The organism is Clostridium sp. HGF2, from assembly GCF_964240115.1.
Lineage (GTDB): Bacteria > Bacillota_I > Bacilli_A > Erysipelotrichales > Erysipelotrichaceae > Clostridium_AQ > Clostridium_AQ innocuum.
Window position 1 is genome coordinate 746,679 of record NZ_CAXSSO010000001.1, and the last position, 19,201, is coordinate 765,879.

A 19,201-nucleotide genomic window follows, 5' to 3' on the forward strand; every position below is an offset into this window, starting at 1 on the left:
TGAGATACAGGAAAAGGAGATAAGAACATTATGAAAAAGCGTTGTGCACAAAAGGCCTTGGCATATATACAGGACGGCATGGTAATCGGCTTGGGAGGTGGATCAACTATCGCTCATCTTGCACGCTTTGTTAAGGAAAGCGGAAAGCAGGTGCAAATCGTAACGCCGTCTCTGGAAACGGAAACGCTTTGTATAAAGCTGGGACTGCCGCTTCTTCCACTGCGTCAGATATCCCATGTGGATATCGCCTTTGATGGCTGTGATGAAGCAGACCGTCAATTTTATGCGCTGAAAAGCGGAGGCGGAATTCATGTCCGGGAGAAGCTGATTGCCAATATGGCAGAGGAATATATGCTGCTGATTGATGAAAGCAAGCTTTCAGACACCCTGCAGTTTCATGTACCGGTTGTCATGGAGCTTTTGGAGGATGCAACAGCCTATGTGAAGCGCAGCGTGGAGGAGCTGCAAGGCCGCTTTGTCTGTAAGCATGGGGAAGGAAAGTACGGTGCTGTAATGAGTGATCATGGCAATGTACTGGCGGATGTATGGTTTGATAAGGTTGAGGATCCAAAGAAACTGAATCATGCATTGAAAAGCATTGCGGGGGTTGTTGATACATCCCTGCTGACAAGAGAGGTCACCGCGATTCTGGTTGTTAGCGATCAGGGCTTTGCGCTATTGAAAAAAAGCAGTGTCTGATAAGAAATAACAGATTGCATGTATTGCACAGCATGCTGCGGGTATTTAAAATGTGAACAGGAAAGGGATGAGAATATGAAAAAATGGAACTGGGGTATTCTTGGTCAGGGCGCAATTGCTGTACAGATGGCCGAGGCACTGATGAAGGAGCATGGTACGATTTATGCCGTCGCTGGACGTCACATGGAGAAGGTAACGGCATTTGCAAGTGCATATACGGTTGAGCACTGTTACGATATTGAAAGCCTGCTTGCAGATGAGCAGGTGGATATTATTTATATCGCAACACCGCATACCTACCATTATGACTATATAATGCGCGCTTTGCAGCATGGCAAGCATGTACTTTGCGAAAAGGCAATCACAGTAAACCACAGACAGCTGCAGGAAGCAATGGCACTGGCACAAAAGAAGCAGCTGATTCTGATGGAGGCAATGACAATTTTTCACATGCCGGTGTTTGCCAAAGCAAAAGAGCTGGTTGAGCAGGGCGCAATCGGTAAGCTGAAAATGATACAGGTTAATTTTGGGAGCTGTAAGGAATACGATGTCACGAACAGATTCTTTTCCCCGCAGCTTGCCGGAGGAGCCCTTTTGGATATCGGTACCTATGCGTTATCCTTTGTGCGCTGGTTTCTGCATGCACAGCCGGATACCGTTCTCACGAATATGATTCCCTTTGAAACAGGTGTGGATGAAATGAGCGGTATCATCCTGCGCAATTCACTGGATGAAATGGCTACGGTTACGTTAACCATGCGGGCCAAGCTGCCAAAGGTAGGTATTGTTGCCGGAGAAGAGGGATATCTGGAAATCCGTGAATATCCAAGAGCAGACAGCCTTCAGATTCGCTATACAAGAGATGGCTGGACAGAAACACTGGATGCGGGAACACGCAGTGATGCACTGGTATATGAGCTACGGGATATGGAGGCTGCCGTCAGCGCAACAGCGAACAACAGCACCCTGAAGCTATCCAGTGATGTAGTAGCCCTGATGGATGAAGTACGCAGACAGTGGGGAATGCGCTATCCGTTTGAAGACGAAGAGGCATAGGCATCAAAAAAGAGATGTATATAACAGACAATAAGCATTGTGCTTCAAGGCGTATGCAAAGAAGCAGGATGCTTTTTTTGTGAGGTTTCCTTACGTTCTGGTGTTTGAAAAAGGGGGTATTCAAATATCATTGATAGGTTACAGTGGTATTGCATTCCCTTTTTTGATCTTGCACACTGTCAGTAAAGAAATTTTTTTTGATGCTTTCGTATGCATGTCAAAACGAAAGAGCGGTGAATGCTCGAAAAAAAAATACCGTCGGGCAGGAAAGCGTGATGTATTCGAAAGAATTTTTCATCCTGTCCAGGCAGCTTGAATGATTCATACAGCACATGTACATCACCGTATCCATAAATATCAGATGAAAAGTCTGTATCGTACCATGCAGGAAGCGTCCGAAAGAGAGAACCGAAGCAGAAATTCATGGCTTTGCTTCAAGGTGAAAGCAGCAGCTGTCTTGTGATATACTATAAAGACATGCTATACTTAGCGGTGGAAAGAAGGGATGCATATGAAGACATTATCATTTCTGGTCAAGCCGGTATCCGCAGGCTGTCAGCTGAACTGCACCTATTGCTTCTATAAGGATATTGCAGAAAATCGAAGCTGTGCGAACTACGGGCGTATGCGCAATGAGGTGGCTGTGGCATTGCTGGAGAAGGTGTTTCAAGCTGCAGATGGGGATGCCGATATCACCTTCGCCTTTCAGGGCGGAGAGCCGCTGCTTGCCGGATTGCCCTTCTATGAGCAGTTTGCGGATGCCGTAAAACAGCTTCGCCAGCCAAAGCAGAATGTGCGGTATGCCATTCAGACCAACGGCTGTCTGCTGAATGCGGCATGGTGCTCCTTTTTTCATAAGCACAATGTTCTTGTCGGCGTATCTCTGGACGGATGGCGAAAGCAGCATGATTTGTATCGAAAACGCAAGAATGCCGGTACGTATGCGGACGTGATGCGTGCCATACAGCTGTTACGCAGACATCATGTAGACTTCAATATTCTGAGCGTTTTAAGCAGGCAGCTGGCCAGGGAGCCGAAGAAGCTGTTTGCCTTTTATAAGGAGCACGGCTTTTCCCATGTACAGCTGATTCCCTGCCTTGCCCCTTTGCAGGAAAAACAGAGTGCATATTCACTGACACCGGAGCTGTTCTATCAGTTTTATCGCAGCTATTTTGATCTCTGGATACAGGATGTGGAAAACAAGCAGTATCAAAGCGTTGCCCTGTTTGATAACCTGCTGCTGCTCCTGCAGGGAAAAACACCAGGTACCTGCGGAATACTGGGAGAGTGTCAGTTTCAGTATGTTGTGGAAAGCGACGGCTCTTTGTATCCCTGTGATTTTTATGTATTGGATGAATATCACTGCGGCAATGTTCTGGATACCGATCTGCTTGCGGCACGTGATTGCAGCCGTGCGAAGGCGTTTGCATACAGGGAAGAGCCGCAGCTGTGTGCTGCCTGTCCATTTCAGCCGATGTGCCATGGAAACTGCAAACGTCTGCGCAGTGTTTTTATGAATGAAACACAGTGCGGCTACCAACGGTTTCTTTTATACGCCTATCCGAAGCTGAAGGAAGTAGTCGACATAGGAGCTGGCAGGAAAAAACGCCAGGAGGTGACAGGATGAGAAGACTTCTTTTATGGGTCAGCACGCTGCTGTTTCTCTGCACTGCATTGCTTTTGGGAGGAGCTGTGACCCTGCGGCAGGTGAAGGAACAGGGAATGAGTGCGCTTGTCGTTTCCCATCTGGATATCAAAGAGCCGCTTAAGGATGCGCTGGAACAGGTGCCTGGCGGTTTTCTTCTGGAGCAGTCCATCCTGCAGCAGCTTGATACGCTGCAGGAGAATCTTCAGAAGCAAGCAGACTGGACATCCTTTCTGGATACTGCCGGACTTGCCTTTATACAATGTGTAGCGGATGAAACAGCACAGCTTCCGGATTTGGATGCACAGTTTTCAGATTTGCTTTCAAAGGAGCAAACGGCACTGTTTCAGAATATAAATCTAACTGCCTCCCAGCAAAAGCTGCTGCTTCAGATTCTAACCCGTCAGCTGCACCTGAACACCCGTCTGTCTGCACTGGCTGAGGATACACGAGCATCCCTCAGCGTACCCGCCCTTCTGGCTGTGCGCCTTGTGCAGTTCGGTATGCAAAATGATACGATCCGGCTTCTGTGCGGAGCTATGCTGGTATCCTTTGTAAGCATGCTGGTTTCTGCATCAGGGAGGTATCGTGCTTTTCGAAATGCAGCGCTCAGCTGCCTGTTTGCGGCCTTGCTGTTTTTGTGTATCAGCTATGTACTTCCTTTGCTTGTGCGGATATCCTATGTGCAGATGGAGGAGCTGCTGCATACAGCATTACAGCAGCTGCGTGTGCTGGCAGTCTGGTATCTGGGCGCATTTGCTTCGTTGGCACTGCTGTCATTCATAATGAAAAAAGTATGCGAAGCTGATTTTATTCATACGCGATGGTGAGTAAATTTAAAACAGGGATTTAACCCTATTGTATTTATCAATAGGGTTGCATTCTCCCTTTTGCAAACACCCTGAAGTAAGAACCCTGATACCCCGCAGGCTGTTTTATATACAGCATTCCAGAATTCCCAGCAGAATAATCATCCACGCAGCTGTATCTCTTGCATATTTATGAATTAAGTAAGCTATGCAGCTTTTTCCTGCGACCTGCGATACAGCGATAAACAGCAGCGAGCATAGAAAGGTAAACAGGCAGGTTACAGGAATCGGCAGCCCGGTGATGCTTCCGGATATCCCCAGTCCCATGTTATTGATCGTGAGTGCAAATGCCAGAACGACCGCTTCCTTCTGGTCGATTCTGCTGGATGCATCACGGTCATATGCCTTCAGACTTTTCTGCTGTGTCCTGTGATTTTGAAACAGAATCCAACAGCCGATCAGCATCAGCAGGACAGCTCCGATTCGGTTGGCAGTATCCGCTGAGCAGAGTGCTGCCAGCGGTTTTCCTGCAAGCATGGAGATCAGGGTACCCGCAGTGGATATCACCGCAATGATCAAATTGCTTCGGGCATCGATTTTTACAGACTGGATGCCATAGGACAGACCTATGGCAAGACAGTCGATATTCGCAGATACGGCAAACAGCAGGGCAGATAGTACATGCATCGTCATTCCCCCTTTAGCGTATACTATGCAGCAGCTGCAAGGGTGTTAGACATTGTGAAAGCAGTCGTGCCGCAGCTGTTTTACCACTGTATGACAGCGTAAAAAAAAAGAACTGCAATGAGTTCTATTTACAAATGATGAAATGCTGCGGCAGCTCCATATCCCGCATGGCCTCAAAGGCATTGATGTATACATCCTGAAAATCAGACAGCACAGCCCATGTACAAAGTGCCCGTATGGAAAGCTTGGAATCGTCAATCAGAAGATGGGAGGAGCGAGAGCGCTGCAGCACGGTGCTTTTCACTTCACTTATCGTGAAATCAATAGCCAGAACCTCCTGAGAATCCAGCTCAACACCGCTTGCACTGAAGAAGGCATGGTCAAAATGGAATTTACGTATATGCTCGGTTGTAAGGTAACCGACACTCATATCATAACGCATGTCGTATTTTCCGCCAATCAGAAAAAGCTCGCCGGGAAAGGAGGCAGGCAGCTTGCGTAATGCATAAATGCTGGAGGTGACAAGCTTGATGTTTTTACCTGCAATATATGGAATCAGATAGCTGGGGGTCGTACCGGAATCCACATACACACAATCCCCGTCCTTTACGATAGCTGCTGCCTGTGCGCAGATCATATCCTTTTGTGCACTGTGAATATGTTCTTTATCCATAACGGGCAGCTCCCGATAACTGCTGAGTGTCGCAGGCATTTCTTTTTTTATAGCACCGCCGCGCTCCCGTTGGATCAATCCCTGCTTTTCCAGCTCGATCAGATCGCGGTTGACTGTGGATTTGCTTGCGTTTAAAACCTCCATCAGCTCCTGTATTGTAATGAATGATTTATGATCGAGTAGCTCCAGTATGCGAAAGAAGCGCTCTTTTGTCAGCATAGGATCACCTCCTGTCAGTAAGACACTATCAGATATTTTTCCGGATGTCAATAGACTTCGCATAAGGCGGGGATCTGCGAGGTAGGTACAATAAAATCAGAGATAGAATTCGCTGTTCTCAAAACGGCAGGAAGATGCCTTTCGGTGAAATGCATGCAGATACATGAAATGCCGAAGGTAACCGCACGGATTACGGTGCTGCAAGACGAAAACACATGCACTGTCCTGTACATAGAGCATGATTGGATTTTCTTCTCCAATAATGAATCATGCGCTTCCTGCTGTATGCTTTGCTTGTTTTTAAAAGTAACTCAGTAACATCTGTTTTTTGTTATCGGACTTGTAAATAGCTGCGCTTTTTCAGGTCATCGTGGTATAATGATGAGCATACAGAAGGTATTGTATTATGTAAAAAAGGAGACTTTCCCATGGAAACAATGGATGAATTAAAGAAGCGCCTGAATTCCTCTTCTCAATATCTGCAAAGCAACGATATGCAGGTCGTGGAGGTGAAGGAAGGCTATGCGAAGGTTGAGATGATCATTGATGAACAGATTTTGAATGTACATGGCTTTGTACACGGTGGTGCACTCTATTCTCTCGCAGATACCGCAGCCGGGGCAGCGAGCTTTACCTCGGGTCGGGACAGCGTTACCTTGTCCGGTACGATCAATTATATCAAGCCGGGAAGAGGCGGCAAGCTGATCGGAATCGCACAGAAAATATCAGCCGGCAGAACGACCGGAGTTTACGAGGTTTTTATTTTCAATGACGAAGATGTTTTGCTGTCACGGGCAACCTTTACGATGTTCTTTCTCGATCAGGAACGATATCGCTAGGGAAGCAGGGAATAAAAGAAATATCTGCTGGAGATATCCGGCTTTTTGTATAGGAGGAGCGTATGCGTACAGAAACGATTCAGATACAGCTGCAGGGAAAAGCAACAGGAGCAGTCCTGCAGACGTATTTTATGGATGCATCAAAGGAGCTGTTGAACAGCACAAGGCGTCCGGCAGTGCTGCTGATGCCCGGCGGTGCATACCGCTATACCAGCGATCGGGAGGCGGAACCGCTTGCCATACGGTTAAATGCCCTGGGCTTGCAGGTAGCCGTGCTTCGTTATTCCTGTGCTCCGGCTGCCTATCCCCGGGCACTGCTTGAGGCTGCGGCGGCGTTTCAGCTGTTGAAGGATAACTGCACGGCTTGGAATATCCGTCAGGACCGTATCTTTCTTATGGGCTGCTCAGCAGGGGGACATCTTGCGGCGAGTCTTGGTATAAACTGGAATCAGCCGATAATCACACAATATATTCAGAGAACGGACCTGCGTCCGTTTGCCCAGATTCTATGCTATCCCGTTATCACTGCCGGTGCCTATGCACATGAGGAAAGCATACAAAATCTATTGCAGGAGCATGCGGAGGATGAGCAGCTGCGAAACCATGTATCACTGGAGCTGCAGGTACATAAGGATGTACCCAGAACCTTTCTGTGGCATACCTATACCGATCCAACGGTTTCCGTACAAAATTCTCTGCTGTTTGCCTCTGCCTTGGTAAAGAAGGGTGTGCTGTGTGAATTTCATATGTATGATAAAGGTGCACATGGCCTGTCTACAGCCGGCAGACTGAGTCAGCGAGCCGACGGAGAGAAGCTGCAGCCGGAATGCGAAGGCTGGATGAGCCTTCTGGAAACGTGGATAAATGCAATTCTGTAAAGATTTTTTTAAAAAAGTATCCTTTATGGAAAAAACGGTATACAATAGAACTGACACTATGAAAGCGGTATGCAGAAATGCCTGCACATGTAATAAGCGTATATACTGCTTGGAGGACGAAGATGCTGCTTAGATATCAAAACTCAACCATACGGGATGCTGTAGTGCAGGATGCCGGGCAGCTTGCACAATGGTGGAATGATGGCAGGGTGATGGCACATGCAGGATTTCCAAACGGTACAGGGGAAACGGTGCAGGAAATTGCGGAAACGATAAAAAACTGCGATACATCCCATCGCTTATTGATGATAGAAATGGACGATATCGCGATTGGCGAAATGAGTGTGCGATGGAAAGCTGATGCAACAGCTGCCATAGGCATTAAGCTATGCGATGCTTCCCGGCAGAACAAGGGAATCGGAAAAGTTCTGTTGAGTATGCTGATATCCTCCCTCTTTCATGAGCAAGGCTGTCACAGGATTATCCTGTTTGTGAATCTGAACAATACAAGAGCACAGCATGTGTATGAGCAGCTTGGCTTTACCAGAGTGCGGGTGAATGAAAATTCCTGGACAGATCAGTTGGGAAGACAGCAGTCCTCAGTTGATTATGTCCTGTATCAAAAGGATTTCATCAGCTACCTGAATGGATGATAGCATGGCCGCAGGGAAGCCTTTCGCAAAACGTTACAAGCATAGGAAGACTTCCGGTATATGGATTACATATGCGGATGTATGCTGTTTATAAAAAGCAAGGGATAGTAGAAAAAGGATGATACGATGAATACACAAATTTGGAAGGAAGATACGGAAAACCAGCTCGGTGCCATGCGCATCGGCGTGTGTAAATATCTTCTCAATGAAGAGTTTTCAACATTATGGGCAAATGATACGTTTTATACGATGTGCGGATACAGTGAAGAGGAATATCACATCCTGTTTCATGACAGCGCGACCTTGTTTTTTCAGCAGACTCCAAAGGATTTTGAAAAGCTGAAGGAAATTGTTGAGCATGCATATCGAAACAAAAGTCAGCAGTACGAATGCTTCTGCCGCCTTCCTGTAAAAGGAGGGAGCTGTCTGCGGATTCATATGACCGGTACCTTTGCGGAAGAACAGATCGACGGCATACCGGTCGTTTATGTCGTTTATACCGATGTTGAGGATATGATGAGGATTCGTCAGAATCTGGAACTGGAGCATGAGCGTCTGAATCTGGCTCTGCAGATGGAAATGAAAACCGTGTCCTGTATCCGTCTGATGTATATATCCAATGATATGCAGAGCTATATGGATCAGCTGTTGAAAGAAATCGGTGAATTCATGCATGCAGAGCGCGCCTATGTGTTTGAGCTGCAGAACGGATGTATGAACAACACCTATGAGTGGTGCAGCGATGGTGTGGAATCATCCATGGAATTCTGTCAGAATATGGATGTTGAGCTGCTCGCAATCTGGAAGGATTTTATCGAGCAGGGGAAAAATGTTTCCATACCGGATGTGGAACGTATACAGAAAAGCTTTCCACAGACCTATGAGGTGCTGCACGTACAGAATATACACAGCATTGCGCTTTCTCCGATCGTTCAGAATAATAAAAGCATCGGATTTATCGGTGTGGATAATCCGGCACCTGACTATATGCGGAATTTCTCCATGCTGGAAACCATCAGCTATTTCATGAGTGTGGCGATGGAGAAAAAGGATTTGAACGACCGCCTGCTGCATAACAGCTATTACGATGATTTAACCGGTGTGTATAATCGAAATCGCTACCTTCAGGATCTGAATCAGCTCAATGGCAGGCAGATTCCCCTTGGTATCGTCTATATGGATATCAACGGATTGAAGGATATCAACGACCATCTGGGACATACCTATGGAGATAAGGTGCTGACAGAAGGAGCATCCATATTGAAAAAGGTGTTTGACACCGGCGCCATCTATCGAATCGGCGGGGATGAATTCGTTGTGTTTGTTCAGGGAATGCAGGAACAGGAATTTCTGGAGCAGGTGGGAATTCTGAAGCAGGCAATCATCGGCAGTGCGAATTGCAAGGGGGCAATCGGACATATATGGACATCCACCTGTCAGGATATATCCTCCAGGATAACAGATGCAGATGAATACATGTATCAGGATAAAATGCAGTTCTATCGGAAAAATCCAAATTCCAACCGGTACCGCTGCTGTAACGATACGGTTTTGCAGCTTGCGGACCGCTCCGTCTTGATGCAGGCATTGGAACAGCAGCGCTTTGAGGTGTATCTGCAGCCGAAGGTGAATTTCAGAAAGGAGCTTATCGGAGGAGAGGCACTGATTCGTTATCACGATGAAACGGGTACCCTGATTATGCCCAATGAATTTATTCCATCTCTGGAGGAGGCACGCACGATCCGGTACGTGGATTTCTTTGCTTTTGAACAGGTATGCAGACTGCTCAGCCGCTGGCATGCGGAAGGCAGAAGACTTACACCGCTGAGTGTGAACTTTTCACGCTACACCTTACGTATGGCGGATTTTCTGGGAGAACTGGAACGCATCTGGGGAAACTACAATGTTCCCAAGCAGTATCTGGAGATTGAAATCATAGAAAATGACGAGAGTCTGGACAATGAATTTCTGATTATGATAATGGAGCGCATCAAACGGCAGGGATATTCCATATCCATTGATGATTTCGGCGCACGCTATTCCAATATGGCCTTATTTATCAATGCGCAGCTGGATACGCTGAAGCTGGATCGCAGTATGATGCAGGATTTGCAGAATAACCGCCGTTCACAGATGCTGATATCCTCCCTTGTTCAAATCTGTCACAATCTGCAGATGCAGCTGATTGTGGAGGGAGTCGAAACAAAGGAGCAATTTGATATTTTAAAGCAGCTGGACTGTGACGGTCTGCAGGGGTATTTAATCGACCGTCCGATTCCTGTCTCTGTGTTTGAACAGAAATATATTAAGCAGAAATAAGCAAAAGCAGATGCATTCCATTGGAAACCGGCATCTGTTTTTTATGTGCTTACGTAGTTTCTCAGTTGATTTTCCACCGTATTCATAGTAAGATTTGACATGTTGTAGAAAGTGGGAGCGATATATGAACAATTCATCCATGAAATCATTTCTGTCTAAATATCATTTGCAGCTGTTTTTCTTCGCAGTTGCTCTGGAGAGTCTGGCTGCTAATTTTGCACATCCGATTACGCCGACACTCATTCAGAATCTTCAGCTACCGGATTATTCCTTCGGTATGCTGTATGCCGGTATGGCATTCACCAATTTTCTGTTTTCTCCCTTCTGGGCAAAGCAGGTCACGCGTATGGGAAGCCGCCGGGTTCTGGGTATCTGCTGTGTGGGCTACGGCATCGGACAGCTGCTGTTTGCCATCATGAAAACACTCCCCACCATTATGCTTGCCCGCCTTTTATCGGGATTCTTTGTCGGTGGTATTATGGTCAGCTTTCTGACCTATATCATTCATACAAGCACAATGGAGAACAGGGGACGCTATCTGGCGTTATCCGCTACCTTCACGACCGTATTTGCGGCTTTCGGCTATCTGATCGGCGGGTTTGCCGGTGTCGTTTCCATTCCGTTGACCTTTGCATTGCAAAGCGGTGTCCTCATTCTGTGCGGTATGCTGTTTGCGATATGTCTGCGAGAGGATAGGGAGGTAACAGGCAGGTCTGTCAGCATATGGAAGGAAGCAAATCCGTTTCAGGCATTTCTGGATGCCCGTCGCTTTATGACGCTGACATTCGCTGTTTTATTCTTTGCGGTTTTTCTGACCTCAACGGCAACAACGGCATATGATCAGAATTTCAATTATTTTATTAAGGATCAATTTCATTTCAATTCCTCTTATAACGGTATGCTGAAGGCCGTGGTCGGCTTTATATCGCTGATTGCCAATACTACGATCTGTGTATGGATCATGAAGAGGACCAACGTTAAGAAATCTGTCATCTATGTGCTGGGAGGAGCCGGTGTCACGCTGATCGCCATAACGATGCTGGAGGATATTCTGCCGTTTATCCTTATCAATATCATCTTCTTTGCATTAAATGCTATTTATATCCCTTTACTGCAGGATCTTTGTGCTTCGGCATCCAGTGCTGAGCACAGCAGCATGGTCATGGGCTTTTACAATGCGATGAAAAGTCTGGGGATGATCGCCGGGGCATTGTTCGCAGGATTTATCTATGCAGCGGGACCACGGTTATCCTTTTTGTATGCGGGTATCTTCTTTCTGATTTCCATGCTGGCAGCTATATGGTATTACAGGCGCTCCGGGCGAAATCGTGAGAATGCATAATAGCAGAGGAATAATCAGGTTAAGGGAAAAAAGGCCATTACGGTCTTTATGAGAGAATGGAGAAAACAAATGGTGCTTTTGATTGTGGATACGCAGACAATGATTATGAATGAAGCATTATATGAATTTCAGCTTCTTGAAAGCCGCATAAAAACATTGATAGCGCAAGCCAGAAGGCATGGTGTCGAGGTGGTGTATGTTCGTCACGATGATGGTGCTGAAAATGCGTTGACAAAGGGTGCACAGGGCTTTGACATATACGATGAATTCAAGCCGCTTTGCGGAGAAAAAATAGTTGATAAGAATGTAAACAGCGCTTTTAAAGACACAGGACTGACGGAATATTTAAGAGATAAAGGAGAGGATACGATCATGATTGCAGGATTGCAGACAGAGTATTGTATCAATGCAACGATCATATGCGGATTTGAACATGGATTTCACATGATTGTTCCTGCTTACACAAACAGCACGGTGGATAACGATTATATGCCGGCAAAGAAAACCTATGATTATTACAATAATTTTATTTGGAAGAACCGATATGCATCATGCGTACCTTTTGAAAGGGCATTGGAAATGATCAAGCAGAATATGCTTTGCAGGTAGCAGGGAAGAAGTGGCGTCGATGAGGGCTTAAAACGCGAGGCGATGCAAGGGAAAGACAATCGTCTCAGGCCTGCCGTGATAAGGCGTTACCTGCCGGATGCTTGGACAAGTCCGTTTGTATATATCAAAGAAAGGGAAGCTGAAAATGAAAGAGAAAGTATTTTACAGAATCATAATGGCAGCCGCATTTGTATTAACTGTATGCAGTCTGCTTACACACAACGATTGGATTCTGCTTCTTACTGCCATATTCATGGCATGCTGTGTCATCATTACATTTATCAAAAAGTGATACGACTCTCAGTTGTTTAGGACTCAATTTCGTTTTGATGAAGAATACAGTATTTCAAATGGCAGAGATGGAAGGACAACATGCTGTATGTACGTTTTAGCTTAATGCTTGCAGCGGCAGTCTGCTTTGCTATGGATATGTCCGAGAGAAACCTCTGTACGTATACAGGTCTTTTACATAGCAGATCGTGTGTGGAATAATGAAGTGGAAACGTAGTTGCATATAGAAAAACAGAATGGCAGAGGTCATTCTGTTTTTGATTCGGGTTGTCCGGCATATGTATGCAGCAGTCTACACATGGTTGTAAGAATTTTCTGTGCATGCATTAGCTGTAACGTGTCTCCTGTGACATGACAGGCTAAGGTACAGGTATCCTTCCATGTAGAGACTGATATCTGAAAGGACGGGTATATGCGGGCTCTGCCCAGAAGATACAGCTGCGTAATCGTGCAGTCGTTAAAATAGATGGATGCCGCATCGATCTTTCCCAGATTTGTGTAGGAGATTTCCGGTGAGTGAAAGCCTGCTTTTGCGACAGCTTTTGTGACGGCAAGAGGAAGGTGCTTCATAATCGGATGTAACAGCTGTATGGTATGCAGATCAGAACAGCGTGCCTTTTCCTCCTGCATTTGTTGATGGACATCCGCAAGCAGCTCCCGCCAGTCGCGATGATCCAGACCATGCAGTGTTACCTGAAAATCTCCAACGAAATTTGCAATGGACCAGCTTGGCTTTTTCTGCAGATAGGAACGAAGATTTACCGGACAGGGAATTGTCACGGCATTCGCTGCGGAGATGCTGTGCAGTGTCTGGGCATAGGCACATAGCAGAACATCGTTCACTGTACACGCAGATGGACAAATTTGCTGTAACAGCTTTCGTGGAATGCTTTGATGCAGCTCGCTGGTATGCAGGGGATGGGGAGCAAAAGGAAGTGCGGCAGGAATTGTTTTTCTTCTTTTGGTTTTTATTTTTTTCAGCTTTATGATCGGAAGGGATTCGGGGGTTCGGCAGTTTTGAAAGGAGACAGTCTCCTGGCGATAACAGGCTGTCAGCAGGCGAAGGATTTGTGTAGCTCCATCTCCGTCACACAGAATATGACTGTATCCGATGCATACAAGGTCCTGCTGTTCTTTATGTATAATCTGTATGCAGAGCTGTGCATGGTGCTCAATGTCCCAGCTTGAAAAGTCAAAGTCTTCAACCTCCTGAATCATAGAAAAAGTATCGTCCTTCTGTTTCCTCCAGCAGTTATGCTTTTTATCATAGCGTAAAGCAAGCTCGGGCAGAAACGCTATACACTGACTAACTGCATCCTTTAATCTTTCCATACAGATATGGGGCTGTATCGTCAGCTTCAGAAATAAAACAGGCTGCTCGGGTAGCGTAAGTGCCTCCAGCAAATCCAGCATACCGGCAGAACATTTCATGACAGCACTTCCTTTCCATTTTTTTCTTTATCATAACATTGAGCTAAAATATGTCAAGAGAGGACGATCTGTATGAAAAAGGGAAATACATGGAGTGGCTCAACATATGCAGGGATAGCCTTCTTTTGTAGGATGCAAAAGTTTTATAGCAAGCAGCAGATACATTCTTGTGCAGCATAGGATGCTGAATCAAATAACCATAAACTTTCCTTCGATTTACAGCTCTTTACCGTTTGTCTTAATGACATGCTGATACCAATAGAAGGAATCCTTTTTCAATCGTTTCCCGCTTCCTTTACCATAATCATCCAGATCCACATAGCGAGACAGAAGGCTTCAGCCTTGCGTTTTCATTTTTTTCCTGTATTGTAGAGGGGAGCATCCCTTCTGCTTTTTAAACGCCCGTGAGAAATAGTTGGAGTCATTGAATCCGGACAGCTGCGAAATTTCCGAAACGGAATAAGAGCCGTTCATGAGAAAGCCGATACTTTTCTCAATTCGAAATTCCAGAATAAACTCAAACAGAGACTGATGCATATAGCTCTTAAAGATTCTGCAGCATTCGTTTTTACAGACATGAATCTGACCTGCAATATCATGCAGGGTGAGCTCGCGGTTGTAATTGTTTTCCACATACAGCAGAATGGTACGGATTCTATCGTAATTCAGCATATCAGAGGTTGAAAGCTTGCGTGCAGGATGCATATGGAGATGCAGTGTTTCTAATATCGTATAAAGCTCCATCAGGATTGCCAATTCATAGGCATCCGCTTTTTCCTCATCGTACAGAGCAATGTGCTGAATAGCGGCAGTAATAGCAGAATGCCATGGTGCACTGCCGTTAAAACAGAAGGAGGAAAGGGAGAGGTCATTCACAAGCGGCTTCACATATTTCCTGTGTATCAGACTCCCTTCAAATCCGGACAGAAGTCTGGAATCGAAGGTTACGGAAATATAGGTGCAATCCTGCTCATGATACATGGTTCCCGCATGCAGGGCATTTGCATTGCAGAACAATGCATCCCCTTTTTTGACATGGTATTCCTGATGATTGATTCTGTACAGCATTTCTCCGCCGGTGATCAGTGTCATTTCAATTTCCGGGTGCCAGTGCCAGAGAAAAGAACCGGAATCGTAAGCGGTTATTTTCTCATAGCTGACCAGCAAAGGGAATGTGTGACTTCCATGTGCCTTTATTTCTTTTTTTGTTTCATCCGTTATAATCTGCATATCTGCCTCCGGTATTGATTATGATTATAATCTATCATACTATAAAATCCTGTTTTTGGCGCATTTGATATCAAAAATAAGGGGATATTCTTAAAATAATGCTGTTTTTTATCAAGATAGTTAAGGTCTGTGCGGTTAGGAAAGCTTATGATGTATATGAGGAGTAACCGTTTTCATGCTTTTGCACAGCAGCAGGCGTAACAGATTTGACAAGGCGTTCATCTTTTGATGAAAGCTAAGGTCAGCGCATGTTGTCAAACAGGATACAATTCCGTTGTTGGCTGCAGAAGCATGGATATGCGCAAGCTGTTCACACTTCAAGAAAGGTGTGGTGCTGCGAGTCTCTCAGCAATAAAAAAGCACTATGCCTGCTCATAAAAGGCTGTATATCTGAGCAGGGACTTAATCAGGAGGATACTTCATGAAAAAACGATTGATTAAAGAATTTACAGATATATTCGAGGTACCGGGTGAGGCATTGTTCTTTTCCCCGGGACGTGTAAATCTGATTGGAGAGCATACTGACTATAACGGCGGCATGGTGTTTCCATGTGCCATCACGTTTGGTACCTATGCTGTTGTCTCAAAACGAACAGATTCGTGTATGCGTTTATTTTCCAATAATTTTAAAGAGAAAGGGATTATTGACGTTGCATTGCAAACGCTGCACTATGATAAAAAGGATGACTGGGCGAATTATGTAAAAGGCGTCCTGTACTTCCTGCAGCAGGAAGGCTTTGAAATTCCATGTGGTTTAAACATACTGATTGAAGGCAACATACCAAACGGGGCAGGGCTTTCCTCCAGTGCATCGCTGGAGGTGCTGACTGGAACAATTCTGAAAGAAACCTTTCAGCTTCCCATCAGTAAGCTGGATATTATCAAGCTGTCGCAAAAAGCAGAGAATCAGTTTGTCGGCATGAACTGTGGTATCATGGATCAGTTTATCATCGGAATGGGGAAAAAGGATCATGCGATCGCACTGGATACCGGCACATTGGAATATACCTATGCACCCGTTCAGCTAAAACAGGCTAGTATTATTATCATGAATACCAACAAGCAGCGCGGACTGACGGATTCCAAGTATAACGAACGACGTGCTGAGTGTGAGCATGCGCTTTCCCAAATCCAAACGGTTGTGAAGATTAAAAATTTATGTGATCTGAAGGAAACGGAATTTGAGAAGGTGCAGCACGTCATCACCAGTCCGGTGGAAAGAAAGCGTGCCCGTCATGCTGTGCTGGAAAACATACGTGTGAAAAAAGCGATAGCGGCATTGGAAAAAAACGATATTGAAGAATTTGGTGCTTTGATGAATGCCTCTCATATCTCCCTGCGTGATGATTATGAGGTTACCGGGATAGAACTGGATACGCTTGTGGAAAGTGCATGGAACCAGTCAGGGACAATCGGGGCACGGATGACAGGAGCAGGATTTGGAGGCTGTGCGATTGCAATTGTCAGAAATGATGATATTGAGGACTTCACAGCTGCAGTGCGCAGAGAGTATACACAGGCAATCGGATATGAACCGGATTTCTATATCGCATCCATTGGTGACGGTGCAGGGAAACTGGCGGAGCTGTGAAGGCTGAGATTACGTTTTGCTGAGGAATGGTACAGAATGCAATGTCATGTAAAACGGGGTGGAAAGTTTTTAGAAACATCTGACTGTATTCCTGGGGACATCCTTTGCTGCATGCATATATGGAAAATCATTTGAAACAGGTACTGAAGGCTGCGGGTCTATGAACTGTACGTTTGCTTCGATTGTGTAGGAAGGTGCAATGCAGCAATATGCACATGGATATCACTGCATTTGTCCTTTTATATTTGTGTCTGCGCAATATGCGAAAGAGAAATGGAGTAAATCATGAAAAAAAAGGTTGCAGAATTTTCACAAGGTGCTGTTTATGCATATACAATTCAGAATGAGGCTATACATATGACAGCTTTGAATTTCGGTGCTGTGATTACGGAGTTGAAAACCTCGGATCGAAGCGGCAATATGGAGAATGTGGTCGCTGCTTTTCCCGATATCATGGACTATGAGCGACAGCAGGGGCCGTATCTGAATGCAGTCGTCTCACCGGTGGCAGGAAGAATCGCCTATGGCAGCTATTCAATGGAGAACACCGTTCATCAGCTTTCAATCAATAACGGCTGTCATCATCTGCATGGTGGTACGGGTGGTATATCCAGACAGTTGTTTCATGTTGAAGAGGAGGAACAGGCACTGCATTTTCATCTGGAATGCCGTCATGACATGGACGGATTTCCACAGGGTACCTACCGCTATGATATATGGTATCGGCTCAGTGGAAACAATCTGATAATAGAATACCATGGAACACCTCCGCAGAAATCGCTGATGAATATGACTTCCCATATGTATTTCAATCTGTCGGGAAATTTGCGGGAATCCATATTGCAGCATGACCTGCGTATTGACAGTGTGGAAAAACTGAAAATTCATCCGGATGGACATCCGTTTGAAAAAGAGAAAATTGAAGCCGGAAGTGCCTTTGATTTCCGGAATCTGACACCGATACAAAAGCGCTATAAGCTTGGCCATCCCGAGTTTCAATATACCAGAGCATATGATACGCCGTTTTTGCTGGGGCCTAACGGCATCACCTTATATCATGCAGGAAGTGGAAGACGTCTGGATATGACTACTGATGCGCCTTCTCTGGTTTTGTATAGTGCAAATTATTTTGATGATGAGAATCTTGTATTGAATCATCATCGAAGGGGAGAGGCATTTATCGCTCTGGCGCTGGAAACACAGGACCTGCCAAACGGTGTAAATATCAGGAATGCCGAAGTGCATCCATTTTATGATGCACGGCATCCGTATAAGCAGAAAACGGTATATACCTTTTCTCATATGTAAAGCTGGTCAACCATCGGCATCAAAATTTGAAAGCAATAGAGATATCGTGTATCCTTCTTTAAAATATAGATAAAGAGGAAGGCATAGGGCTTTCTTTGAATGCAGATGCTCATACAGGCAGTACTGGCGAAGAAGAAAAACGTGCAGGAAACATAAGAATGCTTCAACAACTGGCTTTATCGCAATAAATATGGAACAGCTTGCATTCCACAGGCTGTTCTTTTGTACAGAATCTGTGAAACTGCATGATCTGTCAACTTCTTTGATGTCTTTTATTGAAATTTCTGAACATTAGGTAATTCATAAAAGAAAAGCAGACAGGTCTTCTTATATAAAAGACACGCAGAAACTGGAGAATAAGCGGCTATCGTATGGTGATTGCATTCGCAGGTTAAAAGGGTACTGGCGCTTAAAAGGTAATGAAGCATATAAAATCATCCGGTAAGATGATGCAGACAAGGGGGAGGCATCATAGTAAGGAAAAACGAAATGAAATTTCATAGGGAAAATATGTTTTTAAGGTAGACAAAATAAAGATTTTAGTGTATTATTGTAGGGCACTCAATCATGCAGGAGTGGTGGAACGGCAGACACGCTGTCTTCAGGCGGCAGTGCGAGCAATCGCGTGAGAGTTCAAATCTCTTCTCCTGCACCATTTGTTGAGTCAGACGCTCTATATCAGCGTCTTTTTTTGTTTTGAAAAATATATGTCCTGCCATGCACACATGGGATACCTGCAAGCATTTGCAATCATTGCAGGGAAAGTAAAGTAAAAAAATGATTTTTTTCCATTTAGGGGTAGACAAATCATTTTTTTCAGTGTATTATAATTGAGCATCATGAAACATGCAGGAGTGGTGGAACGGCAGACACGCTGTCTTCAGGCGGCAGTGCGAGCAATCGCGTGAGAGTTCAAATCTCT

General features: G+C 45.2%; 17 protein-coding genes and 1 tRNA gene. 14 read left to right on the forward strand and 4 right to left on the reverse strand.

Annotated features, from left to right (window positions below; translation table 11 throughout):
• Positions 1-30 precede the first annotated feature (30 nt).
• The 4 genes from rpiA to ACESPQ_RS03595 all read left to right on the forward strand — a co-directional run bounded on the left by rpiA (position 31) and on the right by ACESPQ_RS03595 (position 4,230).
• Complete coding sequence (rpiA, locus tag ACESPQ_RS03580) at positions 31-699, forward strand: ribose 5-phosphate isomerase A (RefSeq protein WP_008728982.1); 669 nt, start codon at positions 31-33, stop codon at positions 697-699.
• Between the two features lie 75 nt (positions 700-774).
• Complete coding sequence (locus tag ACESPQ_RS03585; RefSeq protein ID WP_002607764.1) at positions 775-1,755, forward strand: Gfo/Idh/MocA family protein; 981 nt, start codon at positions 775-777, stop codon at positions 1,753-1,755.
• Positions 1,756-2,266: 511 nt separating this feature from the next.
• Positions 2,267-3,382 (forward strand): radical SAM/SPASM domain-containing protein, encoded by a 1,116-nt coding sequence (locus ACESPQ_RS03590; protein ID WP_257378985.1) that lies wholly within the window; start codon positions 2,267-2,269, stop codon positions 3,380-3,382.
• Positions 3,379-4,230, forward strand: coding sequence for a hypothetical protein (locus tag ACESPQ_RS03595; RefSeq protein ID WP_257378983.1), 852 nt, complete (start codon positions 3,379-3,381; stop codon positions 4,228-4,230). Before ACESPQ_RS03590 ends, ACESPQ_RS03595 begins: the two co-directional genes overlap by 4 nt.
• Before the next feature lie 105 nt (positions 4,231-4,335).
• On the opposite strand, the gene ACESPQ_RS03600 is transcribed toward ACESPQ_RS03595, so the two are convergent.
• Positions 4,336-4,896, reverse strand: coding sequence for a manganese efflux pump (locus tag ACESPQ_RS03600; RefSeq protein WP_002607761.1), 561 nt, complete (start codon positions 4,894-4,896; stop codon positions 4,336-4,338).
• A gap of 124 nt (positions 4,897-5,020) precedes the next feature.
• Entirely contained in the window at positions 5,021-5,788 is a 768-nt protein-coding gene (locus ACESPQ_RS03605) for a DeoR/GlpR family DNA-binding transcription regulator (RefSeq protein WP_002607760.1), read from the reverse strand.
• 428 nt (positions 5,789-6,216) lie between these two features.
• On the opposite strand from ACESPQ_RS03605, the gene ACESPQ_RS03610 reads away from it, so the two are divergent.
• The 7 genes from ACESPQ_RS03610 (at position 6,217) to ACESPQ_RS03640 (ending at position 12,720) form a co-directional block, all read left to right on the forward strand.
• Positions 6,217-6,627, forward strand: a complete 411-nt coding sequence (locus ACESPQ_RS03610) for a PaaI family thioesterase (RefSeq protein WP_002607759.1) — start codon at positions 6,217-6,219, stop codon at positions 6,625-6,627.
• A gap of 62 nt (positions 6,628-6,689) precedes the next feature.
• Complete coding sequence (locus tag ACESPQ_RS03615; RefSeq protein WP_257333768.1) at positions 6,690-7,505, forward strand: alpha/beta hydrolase; 816 nt, start codon at positions 6,690-6,692, stop codon at positions 7,503-7,505.
• Positions 7,506-7,627: 122 nt separating this feature from the next.
• On the forward strand, positions 7,628-8,158 hold the full coding sequence (locus ACESPQ_RS03620) for a GNAT family N-acetyltransferase (RefSeq protein ID WP_002607757.1): 531 nt from the start codon (positions 7,628-7,630) through the stop codon (positions 8,156-8,158).
• A 126-nt stretch (positions 8,159-8,284) separates the two neighbouring features.
• Positions 8,285-10,477 carry a sensor domain-containing phosphodiesterase gene (locus ACESPQ_RS03625; RefSeq protein ID WP_002607756.1) on the forward strand — a complete coding sequence of 731 codons (2,193 nt, stop codon included), beginning with the start codon at positions 8,285-8,287 and terminating at the stop codon, positions 10,475-10,477.
• A gap of 124 nt (positions 10,478-10,601) precedes the next feature.
• Positions 10,602-11,819, forward strand: coding sequence for an MFS transporter (locus tag ACESPQ_RS03630; protein ID WP_002607755.1), 1,218 nt, complete (start codon positions 10,602-10,604; stop codon positions 11,817-11,819).
• Positions 11,820-11,888: 69 nt separating this feature from the next.
• Positions 11,889-12,428: a cysteine hydrolase family protein gene (locus ACESPQ_RS03635; protein WP_002607754.1), complete on the forward strand. Its 540-nt coding sequence runs from the start codon at positions 11,889-11,891 to the stop codon at positions 12,426-12,428.
• Positions 12,429-12,573: 145 nt separating this feature from the next.
• Positions 12,574-12,720, forward strand: coding sequence for a hypothetical protein (locus tag ACESPQ_RS03640; protein ID WP_153903702.1), 147 nt, complete (start codon positions 12,574-12,576; stop codon positions 12,718-12,720).
• Between the two features lie 245 nt (positions 12,721-12,965).
• On the opposite strand, the gene ACESPQ_RS03645 is transcribed toward ACESPQ_RS03640, so the two are convergent.
• Both ACESPQ_RS03645 and ACESPQ_RS03650 read right to left on the reverse strand, forming a co-directional pair.
• Entirely contained in the window at positions 12,966-14,150 is a 1,185-nt protein-coding gene (locus ACESPQ_RS03645) for a hypothetical protein (protein WP_002607753.1), read from the reverse strand.
• Between the two features lie 336 nt (positions 14,151-14,486).
• Positions 14,487-15,380 carry a helix-turn-helix transcriptional regulator gene (locus tag ACESPQ_RS03650; protein ID WP_002607752.1) on the reverse strand — a complete coding sequence of 298 codons (894 nt, stop codon included), beginning with the start codon at positions 15,378-15,380 and terminating at the stop codon, positions 14,487-14,489.
• A 421-nt stretch (positions 15,381-15,801) separates the two neighbouring features.
• Between ACESPQ_RS03650 and ACESPQ_RS03655 the strand changes: the two genes are divergently transcribed.
• From ACESPQ_RS03655 to ACESPQ_RS03665, 3 genes are all read left to right on the forward strand, one after another.
• Entirely contained in the window at positions 15,802-16,971 is a 1,170-nt protein-coding gene (locus tag ACESPQ_RS03655) for a galactokinase (protein ID WP_002607751.1), read from the forward strand.
• Between the two features lie 357 nt (positions 16,972-17,328).
• Positions 17,329-18,279 (forward strand): aldose 1-epimerase, encoded by a 951-nt coding sequence (locus ACESPQ_RS03660; protein WP_008728985.1) that lies wholly within the window; start codon positions 17,329-17,331, stop codon positions 18,277-18,279.
• 569 nt (positions 18,280-18,848) lie between these two features.
• A tRNA-Leu gene (locus ACESPQ_RS03665) sits at positions 18,849-18,934 on the forward strand.
• Positions 18,935-19,201: the final 267 nt, after the last annotated feature.